The 15,037-nt window shown below is 66.4% G+C and carries 15 protein-coding genes; 12 read left to right on the top strand and 3 right to left on the bottom strand.

What is annotated here, in order from left to right; genetic code table 11:
• Window positions 1-367 precede the first annotated feature (367 nt).
• Window positions 368-1,147, top strand: a complete 780-nt coding sequence (locus PSQ40_RS20815) for a type III pantothenate kinase (protein WP_273953817.1) — start codon at window positions 368-370, stop codon at window positions 1,145-1,147.
• Between the two features lie 33 nt (window positions 1,148-1,180).
• Here PSQ40_RS20815 and PSQ40_RS20810 read toward each other — a convergent pair whose 3' ends face one another.
• Together PSQ40_RS20810 and PSQ40_RS20805 are read right to left on the bottom strand one after the other, a co-directional pair.
• A complete protein-coding gene (locus PSQ40_RS20810) occupies window positions 1,181-1,966 on the bottom strand; it encodes a hypothetical protein (RefSeq protein ID WP_273953814.1) in 786 nt (261 codons plus the stop codon).
• Window positions 1,967-2,761: 795 nt separating this feature from the next.
• The gene (locus PSQ40_RS20805; protein WP_273953813.1) at window positions 2,762-3,334 is read right to left on the bottom strand and encodes a phasin family protein; all 573 of its coding nucleotides are present in this window, start codon (window positions 3,332-3,334) and stop codon (window positions 2,762-2,764) included.
• Between the two features lie 231 nt (window positions 3,335-3,565).
• On the opposite strand from PSQ40_RS20805, the gene rfbB reads away from it, so the two are divergent.
• The 4 genes from rfbB to rfbC all read left to right on the top strand — a co-directional run bounded on the left by rfbB (window position 3,566) and on the right by rfbC (window position 7,101).
• The gene (gene rfbB / locus PSQ40_RS20800) at window positions 3,566-4,633 is read left to right on the top strand and encodes a dTDP-glucose 4,6-dehydratase (RefSeq protein ID WP_273953812.1); all 1,068 of its coding nucleotides are present in this window, start codon (window positions 3,566-3,568) and stop codon (window positions 4,631-4,633) included.
• Window positions 4,630-5,550 (top strand): dTDP-4-dehydrorhamnose reductase, encoded by a 921-nt coding sequence (gene rfbD / locus PSQ40_RS20795; RefSeq protein WP_273953811.1) that lies wholly within the window; start codon window positions 4,630-4,632, stop codon window positions 5,548-5,550. The genes rfbB and rfbD overlap by 4 nt, the downstream gene beginning before the upstream one ends.
• A gap of 69 nt (window positions 5,551-5,619) precedes the next feature.
• On the top strand, window positions 5,620-6,510 hold the full coding sequence (gene rfbA / locus PSQ40_RS20790) for a glucose-1-phosphate thymidylyltransferase RfbA (protein ID WP_273953810.1): 891 nt from the start codon (window positions 5,620-5,622) through the stop codon (window positions 6,508-6,510).
• Window positions 6,511-6,552: 42 nt separating this feature from the next.
• Window positions 6,553-7,101, top strand: a complete 549-nt coding sequence (gene rfbC, locus PSQ40_RS20785; protein WP_273953809.1) for a dTDP-4-dehydrorhamnose 3,5-epimerase — start codon at window positions 6,553-6,555, stop codon at window positions 7,099-7,101.
• Window positions 7,102-7,146: 45 nt separating this feature from the next.
• Here rfbC and PSQ40_RS20780 read toward each other — a convergent pair whose 3' ends face one another.
• A complete protein-coding gene (locus PSQ40_RS20780; protein ID WP_273953808.1) occupies window positions 7,147-8,208 on the bottom strand; it encodes an MBL fold metallo-hydrolase in 1,062 nt (353 codons plus the stop codon).
• A gap of 137 nt (window positions 8,209-8,345) precedes the next feature.
• Between PSQ40_RS20780 and PSQ40_RS20775 the strand changes: the two genes are divergently transcribed.
• The 7 genes from PSQ40_RS20775 to PSQ40_RS20745 all read left to right on the top strand — a co-directional run bounded on the left by PSQ40_RS20775 (window position 8,346) and on the right by PSQ40_RS20745 (window position 15,004).
• Window positions 8,346-8,843, top strand: coding sequence for a MerR family transcriptional regulator (locus PSQ40_RS20775; protein WP_273953807.1), 498 nt, complete (start codon window positions 8,346-8,348; stop codon window positions 8,841-8,843).
• An 88-nt stretch (window positions 8,844-8,931) separates the two neighbouring features.
• Window positions 8,932-9,378 carry a PaaI family thioesterase gene (locus PSQ40_RS20770; protein ID WP_273953806.1) on the top strand — a complete coding sequence of 149 codons (447 nt, stop codon included), beginning with the start codon at window positions 8,932-8,934 and terminating at the stop codon, window positions 9,376-9,378.
• Window positions 9,379-9,410: 32 nt separating this feature from the next.
• On the top strand, window positions 9,411-10,592 hold the full coding sequence (locus PSQ40_RS20765; RefSeq protein ID WP_273953805.1) for an isovaleryl-CoA dehydrogenase: 1,182 nt from the start codon (window positions 9,411-9,413) through the stop codon (window positions 10,590-10,592).
• 31 nt (window positions 10,593-10,623) lie between these two features.
• The gene (gene can / locus PSQ40_RS20760; protein ID WP_273953804.1) at window positions 10,624-11,289 is read left to right on the top strand and encodes a carbonate dehydratase; all 666 of its coding nucleotides are present in this window, start codon (window positions 10,624-10,626) and stop codon (window positions 11,287-11,289) included.
• A 29-nt stretch (window positions 11,290-11,318) separates the two neighbouring features.
• Window positions 11,319-13,127 (top strand): bifunctional isocitrate dehydrogenase kinase/phosphatase, encoded by a 1,809-nt coding sequence (aceK, locus tag PSQ40_RS20755; protein ID WP_273953803.1) that lies wholly within the window; start codon window positions 11,319-11,321, stop codon window positions 13,125-13,127.
• Window positions 13,128-13,184: 57 nt separating this feature from the next.
• Window positions 13,185-14,366, top strand: a complete 1,182-nt coding sequence (locus PSQ40_RS20750) for an acetyl-CoA C-acyltransferase (protein WP_273953802.1) — start codon at window positions 13,185-13,187, stop codon at window positions 14,364-14,366.
• Between the two features lie 8 nt (window positions 14,367-14,374).
• On the top strand, window positions 14,375-15,004 hold the full coding sequence (locus tag PSQ40_RS20745; RefSeq protein ID WP_273953801.1) for an MSMEG_1061 family FMN-dependent PPOX-type flavoprotein: 630 nt from the start codon (window positions 14,375-14,377) through the stop codon (window positions 15,002-15,004).
• Window positions 15,005-15,037: the final 33 nt, after the last annotated feature.

Below are 15,037 nucleotides of genomic sequence, written 5' to 3'. Positions count from 1 at the left end.
GTGAAACGACTCAGCGCCGATGATAGTGCGGGTTCCCGTGTGAAAGTAGGTCATCGTCAGGCTATTACAGCCCTCAAAACCCCCTCCCTTCATTGGGCGGGGGTTTTGTCTTTGGGGGTCTGAAATATCGCTCAACACCGGTTCCCGGTGGGCTGTGACAGACCACCTGCGACGTGGTGCCCATGCTCCCACCCACGGTGCTCCGCGATGCTGACCATTGCCCATGATCAGGCCAAGTCCGCCTCGCGCGCCTCTTCGGCACAGCTTGGCGAGGGCTCTGGATCGGCGGTCGACGCCTCCGCAGAGCGGCATGCCTGTAAGTAATTTGCATGACAGTTCCGAGACGGAAACTCAGCATAATCAAGGCATGAGCTTCCTCGCAATTGATGTGGGCAATACCCGCCTGAAATGGGCACTGTACGAGGAGCCGAGCCGTGGGGCCACTGTCTTGGCACAGGGCGCCGAGTTCCTCGAGAACATCGACAAGTTGGCCGACCATGCTTGGGCGCACCTGCCGGCGCCCGACCGCATGCTGGGCTGCATCGTGGCCGGTGAAGCCGTCAAGCGTCGGGTGGAGGAGCAGATGGAGATTTGGGATGTGATGCCCAAATGGGTCGTCTCCACTCAGAGCGAAGCGGGCCTGATCAATGGCTATGACCACCCCACCCGGCTGGGGGCTGACCGCTGGGTGGCGATGATTGGCGCTCGGCACCGCATGCTGAGCCGGGGCGAATGCGCTCCCCTCATCGTGGTGATGGTGGGGACCGCGGTGACGGTCGAGGCCATTGACCACGAGGGGCGTTTCTTGGGCGGTCTGATCTTGCCCGGGCACGGCATCATGCTGCGTGCTCTGGAGTCAGGCACCGCGGGTTTGCATGTCCCGACTGGTGAAGTGAAGCTCTTCCCCACCAACACCAGCGATGCCTTGACCAGTGGAGGCACCTACGCCATTGCGGGGGCCGTCGCCCGCATGGTGGACCACCTCCAAACCCATTGCGCTCAGACGCCTCAGTGCGTGATGACCGGCGGTGCGGGTTGGAAGATGGCTCCCAGCATGTCGGTGAATTTCGAGCTGGTCGACAACCTGATCTTTGATGGCTTGCTCGAGATCGCTGCACGCCGTTTTCCAGCCGAAGACCTGACTTGAGAGGCCACACGACCTCCGCGTGACCGGGTCGTGTCAGTTGGCCAGCTCGGCGCGGGCCAGTTCGATGTCCAGCAGTTCCATGGCGTCCTGAGGCTCGCAAGCCGCGGCTTTTTCATACAAGGCGGTGGCTTGTTCCATGCCTTGCTCGCCTTCCAGCATCACCAGTGCATTGGCGTATTCCATCAAGGCAATGGCCGAGTTGGGCTTCAGCTTCAGCGCTTCGCCAAAGTGGTGCAGGCCGATTTCTTTCTTGGCGCCATAGGTCATGTGGCCGATCAGCACGCCAACTTTGTCGATCACTTCGGCGTGGAAGGTGCCCAGGGCGATGTGGGCATCGGCATGGGCCGGGTTCAGGGCCAGCGTCTTCTCCAGTGAGTCCTTGACCTTGCCACCCAGTCCTTGGGCCAGCGCTTTCGCAACGCTGATGCCCTGGCTGTAGCGTCCCAGCGCGTAAGCCTGCAAATACCAGGCGTTGATTGCGCGAGGGGCCAGCAGGGTGACGCTTTCCGCGCGCTGGGCCACCTCCAAAAACAGATCGAGCCGCGTTTTTTCTTTCTTTTCGAGGTAGGTGGCGTAGATGCAGGTGGCCTTGTTGGCCACGGTGGCGCCCGCCTCGATGCCCTCGGCCGCGGCCTGCAAGCCTTCGTCGCGGGCAGCTTCGAACTCGCCGTTGTGAAACTTGACCCAGGCCTCCAACACGCGGGGGTCGGAGGGCAGGGGTTCGCCATCCCCGGCGTGCAACTGGGCCCAGCACTTCTTGAGGCTTTGGGCGTTGTAGTCGAAGGCCCCCGAATGGGGAAAGGTGGACCAGTGGTTCATGGCTTGTCTCCTCTGAAGGGCGGCGCAGGGGATTTGTTGTGTTGTTCAGGCGCCGGGTTGTGGCATCGATTGTCCGCGCTGTCGCGGGGCCCTTCCGCAATTTTCGAGCCAGTGTGAACCCTTGGGCGGGGGCAATTCGGCCCCCATCCGCACCGCGGCCGGGCTGGCTGCTCTGGTGTCGGGCAGGAAGCGACCTTCCAGGGGGGAGAACGGTGGCCAGCCCTGTCGGCCCGGGGGACGTGGCGCAAGAGTATTGAATTTGATGCTCGAAGGGGGGCGTGCTCACCGTTCTGGCGCACCGCGGGCTGGCTGACCGCCGACGCCCCAAGCCGAGCAGCGCGAGGCTGAAGACGGAGACCGTGAGCGGGCAGGGCGGGATGAGCGAGGCCGCCGCGGTGGCCCCAGGGGCGGCGGTGCTGGGGAGATGGGCCGCGGCTCCCCACCCCCAAGCGCTGCAGGGCGGCGTCGGAACCCCTCTGATGCGCAGGGTCGCAGCGCTCCGGGCGCCGGCGACATCGGCCGAACGCTTTGCAGTCCTGAGAGGCACATTGGTCACCAGCAGCCCTTCGAACACACCACGCTGGATCCAATGTACCTGTGCCCCTCTGGGGGGCGTACTAGGGATGGTGCTAGGGCACGCGGCTGAGGGGCGGCCGGCGCCCAAAGGCAGAGATGGCGTGGCAGGCGGGCGGTGGGGGCAGTCGGTGAGCCGCGCCCTCCATCGGACTCGCCGGGCCGGCGCCTCAGCTTGCCGGAGGGGGCGACGGTACCCAGGAGGGGCTTGAGAGGAAGGGCTCAGCCCGCGACCTGTGCGGCTGGGTCCGAGGCAGGGCGTGGGCGTGCCGGACCCGCCTTGGCACTGGCCGGGCGCCTGGGGCTGGCGGCGGCTGCCTTGGTCTGCGCGGTGCCCGTAGCGACGCTGCGCTTGCGGGCCGCCGGCCGAGGGGGGCTTTGCACCGGGGCCACCAGCGCGGCGCGTGCCTCGAGGGCGGCCAAGCGCTGGGCGAGTTGGGTCTGGGACTGGGCGCTGGGCACCCCCAGACGTTCCAGGCTGCGTGCCAGGCGGTCTTCAAACAGGCCTTCCAGCTTGTCCCATTGGTTGTTGGCGCGCCCACTGAGGTCTTGCGCCAGGTCGCTCAAACGGGTTTGCGTGGCTTTCACGCGTTCGCCCGCCGCGTCGCGGCCTTTCTTTTGCAAGCTCAGCCCCTCTTTGACGAGGGTTTCGAACACTTTGCTGCCCTCCACCTGGGCCATGGAGAACGCCCCCAGGCCTGCCAGCCAGATCTGGTGGGCGGAATCCTTGATGCGGGCGCTGCGCAAGCGGCGGTCCGAGGCCTCCAAGGGATTGGCTTTTGTCTTCTTGCTCATGGGAACTCCAGGTCGGCCGGGGGCCAAAACGTGCAGCCCGTGCTGCACCGGGGCCCCACTCTAAGCGTCGCGGGGCACGCATTGGCGGCCTGCTTGGAGGCAGCCGCCTGGACGGCGGGCGCGTGCCTACGACTGGCGCCTGCGCGGTCGGGCACACGCCCGCGGGGCGGTCGCCAAACGCCGGTGAGATAATCGACGGCTTTGGTTCTCCCCCCTTTTGAAGGCAGACAGATGATTCTTGTGACCGGCGGCGCCGGCTTCATTGGCGCCAACTTTGTACTGGACTGGCTGGCCCAGAGCGATGAGCCCGTGCTCAACCTCGACAAGCTCACTTACGCGGGCAACCGTGAGAACCTGGCCTCGCTGGAGGGCGACGCCCGCCACCTCTTTGTGCATGGCGACATCGGCGACAGCGCCCTGGTGGCCGACTTGCTGGCCCGCCACCAACCGCGCGCGGTCATCAACTTTGCTGCCGAGTCCCACGTGGACCGCTCCATCCACGGCCCGGAAGCCTTCATCCAGACCAACGTCGTCGGCACCCTGCGCCTGCTCGAGGCCGTGCGCGCCTACTGGGGCGGCCTGAACGCCGACGCCCAGTCGGCCTTCCGCTTCCTGCACGTCTCCACCGACGAGGTCTATGGCTCGCTGGCCCCCTCCGATCCGGCCTTCACCGAAGACCATGTCTTTGAGCCCAACAGCCCTTACTCGGCCAGCAAGGCCGCCAGCGACCACCTGGTGCGCGCCTGGCACCACACCTATGGCCTGCCGGTGCTGACCACCAACTGCTCCAACAACTACGGGCCTTACCACTTCCCCGAGAAGCTGATCCCGCTGATGATCGTCAACGCCCTGGCGGGCAAGCCGCTGCCCATCTACGGCGACGGCCAGCAGGTGCGCGATTGGCTCTACGTCAAGGACCACTGCAGCGCCATCCGCCGCGTGCTCGAGGCCGGCCGTGTGGGCGAGACCTACAACGTGGGCGGCTGGAACGAGAAGCCCAACCTGGACATCGTGCACACCGTCTGCGGCCTGCTCGATGAGCTGCGCCCGCGTGCCGACGGCCAAAGCTACAGCGGCCAGATCACCTACGTCAAAGACCGCCCGGGTCACGACCGCCGCTACGCCATCGACGCCCGCAAGCTCGAGCGCGAGCTCGGCTGGAAGCCCGCCGAGACCTTTGACACCGGCATCCGCAAGACCGTCGAGTGGTACCTGGCCAACCCCGAATGGGTGGCCCATGTGCAAAGCGGTGCCTACCGCGACTGGGTGCAGACCCAGTACACCGGGGCGGCCGCATGAGCGCCGCGCCCAGCATCCTGCTGTTTGGCAAGGGCGGCCAAGTTGGCTGGGAACTGCAGCGCGCCCTGAGCCTGCTGGGCCCGGTCACCGCGGTCGACTTTGACAGCACCGAGCACTGCGGCGACTTCGCCAACCTGGCCGGCCTGGCCGACACCATCCGCGCGGTGCGCCCGCAGGTGATCGTCAATGCCGCGGCCCACACGGCCGTCGACAAGGCCGAGAGCGAACCCGACTTCGCCCGCACCCTGAACGCCCTGGCCCCGGGGGTGCTGGCCGAAGAAGGCGCGCGCCTTGGCGCCAGCCTGATCCACTACAGCACCGACTATGTGTTTGACGGCAGCGGCGACCAGCCCTGGACCGAGACCGACACGCCAGCCCCGCTGAGCGTGTACGGCGCCACCAAGCTGGAGGGCGAGCAACTGATCCAGCGCTCGGGCGTGCGGCACTTGATCTTGCGCACCAGCTGGGTCTACGCCGCGCGCGGCGGCAACTTTGCCAAGACCATGCTGCGCCTGGCCGGCGAGCGCGACAAGCTGACCGTGATCGACGACCAGATCGGTGCCCCCACGGGCGCTGACTTGTTGGCCGACGTGACCGCGCACGGCATCCGTGCCTTGGCGCGCCAGCCCGAGCTGTCGGGCCTGTACCACGCGGTGGCGGGCGGGCAGACCAGCTGGCATGGTTACGCGAGCTTTGTGATCGAGCACGCGCGCCGCGCGGGCGTGGCCCTGAAGACGGCGCCCGACGCCATCGCCCCGGTGCCCACCAGCGCCTTCCCGACACCGGCCAAGCGCCCGCACAACTCGCGCCTGAGCACGGCCAAATTGCAGCAGGCCCTGGGCTTGCAACTGCCGCATTGGCAGCAAGGCGTGGCCCGCATGCTCGACGAGATCCTGCCGCCGGCGCCCAAGGCCTGAGGCCACCGCGCTGCCCAGCCCCAGGCCCGTCGAACGCCAACAGAACAACAGAAGAAGGGAGTCCACCCCATGAGCACCACCACCCAACGCAAGGGCATCATCCTGGCCGGCGGCTCCGGCACCCGGCTGCACCCGGCCACGCTGGCCATCAGCAAGCAGCTGCTGCCGGTGTATGACAAGCCGATGGTCTACTACCCGCTCAGCACCCTGATGCTGGCCGGCATCCGCGACATCTTGCTGATCAGCACGCCGCAAGACACGCCGCGCTTCCAGCAGCTGCTGGGCGACGGCAGCCAGTGGGGCCTGAACCTGCAGTACGCCGTGCAGGCCAGCCCGGATGGCCTGGCGCAGGCCTTCTTGATTGGTGAGCAGTTTGTGGGCAACCACCCCAGTGCCCTGGTGCTGGGCGACAACATCTTCTACGGTCACGACTTCGTGCCGCTGCTGGCCAGTGCCGATGCGCAAAGCGAAGGCGCGACCGTCTTTGCCTACCACGTCACCGACCCCGAGCGCTACGGTGTGGTGGCCTTCGACCAGAGCGGCAAGGCCAGCAGCATCGAAGAAAAGCCCAAGGTCCCCAAGAGCAACTACGCCGTCACGGGCCTGTACTTCTACGACCAGCAGGTGGTGGAGATTGCCAAGAGCATCCGCCCCAGCGCGCGCGGTGAGCTGGAGATCACCACCGTCAACGAGACCTACCTGGCGCAGGGCCAGCTCAAAGTGCAGATCATGCAGCGCGGCTATGCGTGGCTGGACACGGGCACGCACGACAGCCTGTTGGACGCGGGCCAGTTCATCGCCACGCTGGAGCGCCGCCAAGGCCTGAAGGTGGCGTGCCCCGAAGAGATCGCCTGGCGCAACGGCTTCATCAGCAGTGAACAGCTCGAGAAGCTGGCCCAGCCCCTGGCCAAGAACGGCTACGGGCAGTACCTGCTGCGCCTGCTCAAAGACAAGAACTGACCGCCCCCCCAGCGAACCGCATCGAACCGCACCGAATCGACCATGAACGTCATCCAAACCGCCATCCCCGAAGTCCTGATCATCGAACCCAAGGTGTTCGGCGATGCCCGGGGCTTCTTCTTCGAGAGCTTCAACCAGCGCGCCTTCAACGAGGCCGTGGGCCAGCCGATCGAGTTTGTGCAAGACAACCACAGCCGCTCCACCAAGGGCGTGCTGCGCGGCCTGCACTACCAGCTGCAACAGGCCCAGGGCAAGCTGGTGCGCGTGGTGCGTGGCTCGGTGTTCGATGTGGCGGTGGACATCCGCAAGAGCTCGCCGACCTTTGGCCAGTGGGTCGGGGTGGAATTGAGTGAGGACAACCACCGTCAACTGTGGGTGCCGGCCGGTTTTGCGCATGGCTTTGTGGTGACCAGCGACACGGCCGATTTTTTGTACAAGACGACCGATTACTACGCGCCGCAGCACGAGCGCTGCATTGCCTGGAACGACCCGACGCTGGCCATCCAGTGGCCCGATGTGGGCGAGGCGCCGCGCCTGTCGGCCAAGGACGCACTGGGCCTGCCCTTTGCCCAGGCCGACGTGTTTGCCTGAGCCACCGCCCGGTGTCCGAAGCCCCCGCCAGGGGGCTTTTTTCATTCAGGCGCGGACCGCGTGAAAGCGGTACACGCCGTCCGCCTCAAGCCGGCGCTGCAACAGGCCTTGGAACCACAGCGCATGCAGGTGGGCCACCGCCTCCCCCAGCGCAAAGGTGGTCTGGTGCGCGTCCAGTGGGCGCTTGAACATGACGGGCAGGATGTCGGCGCCCGAGCAGGGCTGGGCCTGGCAGGCGGCCAGCACTTCGGCAAGGCGGTCGCGGTGGTGGTCGTGCAGTTGCCGGATCCGGGTGTGCAGGCCGCGGAACGGCTTGCCATGCGAGGGCAGGGTCAGCGTGTCGGCGGGCAGGGCCTGAAAGCGGTCAATCGAGTCCAGAAACAACTGCAGCGGGTTGGACTCGGGCTCCTGGTCAAACACGCTGACGTTGGTCGAGATGCGCGGCAGCATCATGTCGCCCCCCAGCAGCAGCCCTTGCGACGCGCTGTACAGCGCCATGTGTTCGGGCGCATGCCCGTAGCCACTGATGCATTGCCAGTCGTGGTCCCCGATGCGCACCGTGGCCCCGTCCAGCAGGCGGTGAAAGCGGCGTGGCACCGCCGGCACCAGGCTGGGGTAGTAGCTGGTGCGGCCCCGGATTTCGCTCAGCTGGGCTTCGTCGCGCAGACCGTGGGCCACGAAGAACGCCGCCGAATCGGGCCCGCCAAACCCCGTGGTGCTTTGCGAACCCAGCCGGGCCGCGTAGTAGTCGGTGGCACTGATCCACAGCGGCGCCTGCCAGCGCTCGCACAACCAGTGCGCCAGCCCGATGTGGTCGGGGTGCATGTGGGTGACCAGCACCCGCAGGATGGGCAGGCCCTGCAACTCCTGGGCAAAGATGGCCTCCCATTGCGCCTTGGTCTCGTCGCGGGTGATGCAGCAATCCACCACCGTCCAGCCCGCGCGGCCATCGATCTCGTCGGCCAGCAGCCACAGGTTGATGTGGTCCAGCGCAAAGGGCAGTCCCATGCGGATCCAGCGCACCCCGGGTGCCACCGCCAGGGTGCGGCCGCTGTCAGGCAGCTGTGCGCCGAAGGGGTAGTCCAGTTCTTGTTCAAGCAGGTTCATGGTGGGGCCCCAAAGCCGGGCTGGCGGATCGCTGGCAGGTTGACCTTGACGTAAGCGTCAGATGTAATCGGCCCATTGTAGGAAGCGCAACCTTTTTCTGCTGTCGCCCCCGCGCGGGACTCTTTTCGGACCTCACCATGGCCACCACTTACACCATCAGCGATCTTGCCCAGGAATTCGACCTGACCACCCGGGCCATGCGCTTCTACGAAGACATGGGCCTGTTGCAGCCGCAGCGCCAAGGCCCAGGCGGGCGCACCCGCATCTACACCGCGCGCGACCGCACGCGCCTCAAACTCACCTTGCGCGCCAAGCGCCTGGGCCTGTCGCTGACCGAGGCACGCGAGATCATCGACATGTACGACAGCCCGCGCGACACCGGGCCGCAGTTGCGCAAGTTCCTCGATGTGCTGGCCGGGCACCGGCGCCAACTCGAGGACCAGATGGCCGACCTGCAAGCCAACCTCGAAGAGGTCAAGGTGCACGAAAAAGAAGCCCGCGCGCTGCTGGCCAAGGTGGACAAGAAGGGCGCGGCGGACGAGTCTGCCCCGCTGGCCGCGTCGGCGGCCCCCCCGGCAGCCACCGCTGCGGCGGCCCCCAAGCGCCGTCGCGCCGCGGCGCGGTCCGCCGACTGAGGCCGGGGCCCGCGGGAAGGGGCGCCCGGTGTGGCTGCGGGTTGTTGGCAATTGACGTTAACGTAAACGTCAATTATCCTGCGCACCCATGACCCAGACTTCGCCTCTCCACCCCGAGCTGTTCGCCCGCGTCGAGGCCAGCTTTCTGCGCCAGGGCCTGATGCAGCACCTGGGCGCGCGGCTGCTGAGCGTGGGCCCCGGGGTGTGCGAGATCAGCCTGCCCCATTCCGACCGCGTGACCCAGCAACAAGGCAGCTTCCATGGGGGCGCCATGGGGGCCTTGGCCGACATCGCGGGGGGCTATGCCGGCCTGACCGTCGCGGCCGAAGGCCTGGAAGTCACCACGGTCGAGTACAAGATCAATTTTCTGGCCAGCTTCGTCGACGGCGAGCTGCTGGCCCAGGGCCGGGTGCTGCGCGCCGGCAAGCGCCTGATCATCACCACCGCCGAAGTCACCCATGTGGCGCCCGATGGTCGGCGCAGCCCCTGCGCGCTGATGCAGCAAACCCTGGCACCCGTGCCCCAGCGCTACTGAGCGCGACCCGACAAAACCCCCAAGGAGACCCCATGAACAACCTGCCAGGCTTGAATTTCCAACTCGGTGACGACATCGACGCGCTGCGCGACGCCGTGCGCGATTTCGCTCAGGCCGAAATCGCCCCCCGGGCCGCCGACATCGACCGCCATGACCAGTTCCCCATGGACCTGTGGCGCAAGATGGGCGACCTCGGCGTGCTGGGCATCACCGTGCCCGAAGCCTACGGCGGCGCCAACATGGGCTACCTGGCCCACATGGTGGCGATGGAGGAAATCAGCCGCGCCAGCGCCTCGGTCGGCCTGTCGTACGGCGCGCACAGCAACCTGTGCGTGAACCAGATCAACCGCAACGGCACCGAAGCGCAAAAAGCCAAGTACCTGCCCAAGCTGATCTCGGGTGAACATGTGGGCGCGCTCGCCATGAGCGAACCCGGCGCGGGTTCCGACGTCATCTCGATGAAGCTCAAGGCCGAAGACAAGGGTGGCTACTACCTGCTCAATGGCAGCAAGATGTGGATCACCAACGGCCCCGATGCCGACACCCTGGTGGTCTACGCCAAGAGCGAACCCGAACTGGGCGCGCGCGGGGTCACCGCCTTCCTGATCGAAAAGGGCATGAAGGGCTTCTCCATCGCCCAGAAGCTCGACAAGTTGGGCATGCGCGGCAGCCACACCGGCGAGCTGGTGTTCAACAACGTTGAGGTGCCGGCCGAGAACATCCTGGGGGGCCTCAACATGGGCGCCAAGGTGCTGATGAGCGGCCTCGACTACGAGCGCGCCGTGCTCACCGGTGGTCCGCTGGGCATCATGCAGTCGGTGATGGACAACGTCATTCCCTACATCCACGACCGCAAGCAGTTTGGCCAGAGCATCGGTGAGTTCCAGCTCATCCAGGGCAAGGTCGCCGACATGTACACCGTGCTGCAGGCCGGTCGCTCGTTTGCCTACACCGTGGCCAAGAACCTGGACCTGCTGGGCACCGAGCATGTGCGCCAGGTGCGCAAGGACTGCGCCTCGGTCATCCTGTGGTGCGCCGAGAAGGCCACCTGGATGGCCGGTGAGGGCGTGCAGATCTTTGGTGGCAACGGCTACATCAACGAGTACCCGCTGGGCCGCCTGTGGCGCGACGCCAAGCTGTACGAGATTGGCGCTGGCACCAGCGAGATCCGCCGCATGCTGATTGGCCGTGAGCTCTTTGCCGAGACCTGCTGAAGCCGTCACGCCCAAACGCTAACATCGGCCCATGACTTCTACTTCCAGCCTTCAGCACCTGATCGACAACAACCGCCTCTGGGCCGCCCGCATGGAGCAAGCCCGGCCGGGGTTCTTCAGTCATCTGGCCAAGCAGCAAAGCCCCAAGTACTTGTGGATTGGTTGCTCGGACAGCCGGGTGCCGGCCAATGAAATCACGGGCCTGGACCCGGGCGAGGTGTTCGTGCACCGCAACGTGGCCAACGTCGTGGTGCACTCCGACCTGAACGCCTTGTCGGTGATCCAGTTCGCGGTCGACTACCTCAAGGTCGAGCACATCATGGTGGTCGGCCACTACGGTTGTGGCGGCGTGCTGGCCACCCTGCATGGGGCCCGGGTGGGCCTGGCCGACAACTGGCTGCGCCATGTGCACGACGTCAAGATTCGCCACCGCCGCCGCCTGGACCACCTGCCCCGCGCGGTGCAGGAGGACGTGTTGTGCGAGATGAACGTGATCGAGCAAGTCGGCAACGTGGCCCTCTCGAACGTCATGCAAGACGCCTGGAGCCGTGGCCAGAAGGTCACCGTGCACGGCTGGTGCTATGGCCTCAAGGATGGCCTGGTCAACGACCTGGGCGTGTCCATGCAGGGCCCGCACGAGGTCATGCCCGTGTTCCGCAACGCCTTGAAGCGCTACCCGCGCGGCATGGCCGTCTGAGGCGCCGCGGCGCCGGCCTGGGTCCGACCATGTTCCCCTCGCGCCTGGACTCCGCGCTGGCCTACGACATCGCCAAGGCGATGATGGACGGCTTCAACCGCCATTACCGCCTGTTCCGCACCGAGTCCGCGCGCGCCAAGCACCGCTTTGAAACCTGCGACTGGCACGGCCAGCAACGCGCGCAGCGCGAGCGCATCGAGTTCTACGGCCTGCGGGTCAAGGAATGCGTGATGCGGCTCGAAAAAGAGTTCCGTGCCGGCGAGCAGGCCATGGACGTGTGGCAGCAGGTCAAGCTGCACTACATCGGGCTGCTGGTCGACCACCACCAGCCCGAGCTGGCCGAGACGTTTTTCAACTCGGTCACCACCAAGATCCTGCACCGCACCCACTTCCACAACAACTTCATCTTTGTGCGTCCGGCGGTCAGCACCGAGTACATCGAGAACGAAGAGCCCGCTGCGCGCCCGACCTACCGCGCCTATTACCCCTCGCGCGAGACCCTGCACGAGACCCTGATCCGGATCGTCGAGCACTTCGAGCTGCAAGGAGACTTTGAGGACCTGACGCGCGACACCGGCTATGTGCTGGCCGCCCTGCGCCAGCAACTCGGGGACGCCAAGCTGCGGGCCAATTTTCAGATCCAGGTGCTGTCCAGCCTGTTCTTCCGCAACAAGGGTGCGTACGTGGTGGGCAAGGTCATCAATGGCTTCATCGAGCTGCCGTTCGCCCTGCCCATCCTGCACCGCCCCAGCGGCCCGCTGATCATCGACGCGGTCCTGTTTGGCGAGAACGACCTGCAGATGCTGTTCAGCTTTGCGCGCGCCTACTTCATGGTCGACATGGAAGTCCCCTCGGCCTATGTGCAGTTCCTGCGCTCGATGATGCCGCGCAAGCCGCGCGCTGAAATCTACAACGCACTGGGGCTGGCCAAACAGGGCAAGACCCTGTTCTACCGCGACTTCCTGGCCCACCTGCGCCACTCCAGCGACCAGTTCCGCATCGCCCCGGGCATCAAGGGCATGGTCATGCTGGTGTTCGATCTGCCGTCCTTCCCCTTTGTCTTCAAGCTGATCAAGGACTACTACCCGCCGCAAAAAGACACCTCGCGCGAGCAGATCAAGGGCAAGTACCTGCTGGTCAAGCAGCACGACCGCGTGGGCCGCATGGCCGACACCCTGGAGTACAGCGAGGTGGCTTTTCCGCGCGAGCGCTTCAGCGACGAGCTGATCGCCGAGATCCAGAAGTTCGCCCCCAGCCAGCTCGAGATCAGCGACCGCGACGGCGACGGCCAGACCGAAGTCATCATCAAGCACCTCTACATCGAGCGGCGCATGATCCCGCTCAACCTCTACCTGCAAGAGGCCTTCGACATGGGGCTGGACCAGCCGCGCGCGCGCCAGCAGGTGGAGCGCTGCGTGATCGAATACGGCCGTGCCATCAAGGACCTGGTGGCCGCCAACATCTTTCCGGGCGACATGCTCTGGAAGAACTTCGGCATCACCCGCCACGGCAAGGTGGTGTTCTATGACTACGACGAGATCGAGTACCTCACCGACTGCCACTTCCGCCGCGTCCCCGAGCCGCGCACTGAAGAGGAAGAGCTGTCGGGCGAGATCTGGTACCGCGTCGGCCCCCGCGACGTGTTTCCCGAGACCTTTGGCCCTTTTCTGCTGGGCCACCCGCTGGTGCGCGAGGTGTTCATGCAACACCACGCCGAACTGCTGGACGCCAGCTACTGGCAGGCCCAGCAGCAGCGCATCCAGGCCGGCCATTTGCACGATGTGTTTCCGTACGAGCGCCATCGGCGCTTTCCCCCGCGCGAGGCGGTGGCGTCCTGAGACGACCCCACCCCTGATGGCGCATTGACCCCCCCATAACAGTCAGGAGATCCCACCATGTCCGAATCCATTGTCATCGTCGGCGCTGCCCGCACCCCCATGGGCAGCTTCCAGGGCGACTTCAGCGCCCTGGCGGCCCACGACCTGGGGGGCGCCGCCATCCGTGCCGCCGTCGAGCGCGCTGGCGTGGCCCCCGACGCCGTGGGCGAGGTGCTGTTCGGCAACTGCCTGATGGCCGGCCAGGGCCAGGCGCCTGCGCGCCAGGCTGCGTTCAAGGGGGGCCTGCCCAAGGGGGCGGGTGCCGTCACCCTGTCCAAGATGTGCGGCTCCGGCATGAAGGCCGCGATGATGGCCCACGACATGCTGCTGGCCGGCAGCCACGACGTGATGGTGGCCGGGGGCATGGAGAGCATGACCAACGCCCCCTACCTGATGCTCAAGGGCCGGGGCGGTTACCGCATGGGCCACGACCGCATCTTTGACCACATGATGCTCGACGGCCTCGAAGACGCCTACGAGCCGGGCCGCTCGATGGGCACGTTTGGCGAAGACTGCGCCGCCAAGTACAGCTTCACGCGCGAGCAGCAGGACGCCTTCGCGGTGGCCAGCGTGCAGCGCGCCAAGGCGGCCGCGGCGTCGGGCGCTTTCGACGCCGAGATCACCTCCGTCACCGTCAAGAGCCGCGCCGGTGAAGTCGTGATCAGCCAGGACGAAGGCCCGGGCAAGGTCAAGCTCGACAAGATCCCTTCGCTCAAGCCCGCGTTCAAGAAGGACGGCACCATCACCGCCGCGTCCAGCTCGTCGATCAACGACGGCGCGGCCGCCCTGGTGCTGATGCGCGCGTCCACCGCACAGCAAATGGGTTGCCAGCCGCTGGCCCGCATCGTCAGCCACGCCACCCACGCGCAAGAGCCCGAGTGGTTTGCCACCGCGCCCTTGGGCGCCACGCAAAAAGCCCTGGCCAAGGCCGGCTGGACGGCGGCCGATGTGGACCTGTGGGAGATCAACGAAGCCTTCGCGGTGGTGCCCATGGCCTTGATGGCCGAGCTCAAGCTGTCGCACGACATCGTCAACGTCCATGGCGGTGCCTGCGCCCTGGGCCACCCGATCGGGGCCAGCGGTGCGCGCATCATCGTCACCTTGCTGCACGCGCTCCAGGCCCGTGGCAAGAAGCGTGGCCTGGCCACGCTGTGCATCGGCGGCGGCGAAGCCACGGCCATGGCGGTCGAACTGCTCTGAGGCCCGCCATGATCGAGACCCGGGACCAACTGCGTGCCCTGTACCCTGCCGCCACCGAACGCGCGCGGCGCAAGCAGATGGCCGGGCTCGATCCGCACGCGCAGCGCTTCATTGCCCTGTCACCGTTTTGCGTGCTGGCCTCGTCGGGCGGCGCGGGCCAACTGCTTGACGCCTCGCCCCGGGGGGGCCCGCCAGGCTTCGTCAAGTGCCGCGACGCACAGACCTTGCTGCTGCCCGACGTCAGCGGCAACAACCGGCTCGACACCCTGGAGAACCTGCTGCAGGACCCACGCCTGAGCCTCTTGTTTTTGGTGCCCGGCGTGGACGAGACCCTGCGCGTCAACGGCCACGCCCGCTTGCGCGACGAGGCCGAGGTCTGTGCCCTGTTCACGGGTGAACGCCGGCTGCCTCAACTGGTGATCGAGATCACCGTGCAAGAAGCCTATTTGCACTGCCCCAAGGCCTTCATGCGCTCGGCGCTGTGGCAGGCCCCGGCGCCAGACCAGGCGCCGCGCCGGGGCCTGCCCACGCTGGGGCAGATGATCCACGACCAGATCGGTCTCGACACGCCGCCCGAGACCCAGGCCGAGATGCTGGCGCGCTACCAGGCGCAACTGCGCCAGGAGCAGGCCGACTGAGCCCGGTCCACGTCCGGGCTCAACCCCTTTGTG

Source organism: Curvibacter cyanobacteriorum (assembly GCF_028649475.1).
GTDB classification, from domain to species: domain Bacteria; phylum Pseudomonadota; class Gammaproteobacteria; order Burkholderiales; family Burkholderiaceae_C; genus Curvibacter; species Curvibacter cyanobacteriorum.
Note: the sequence above shows the minus strand (reverse complement) of the source record. Positions and strands in the feature narration are given on the sequence as shown.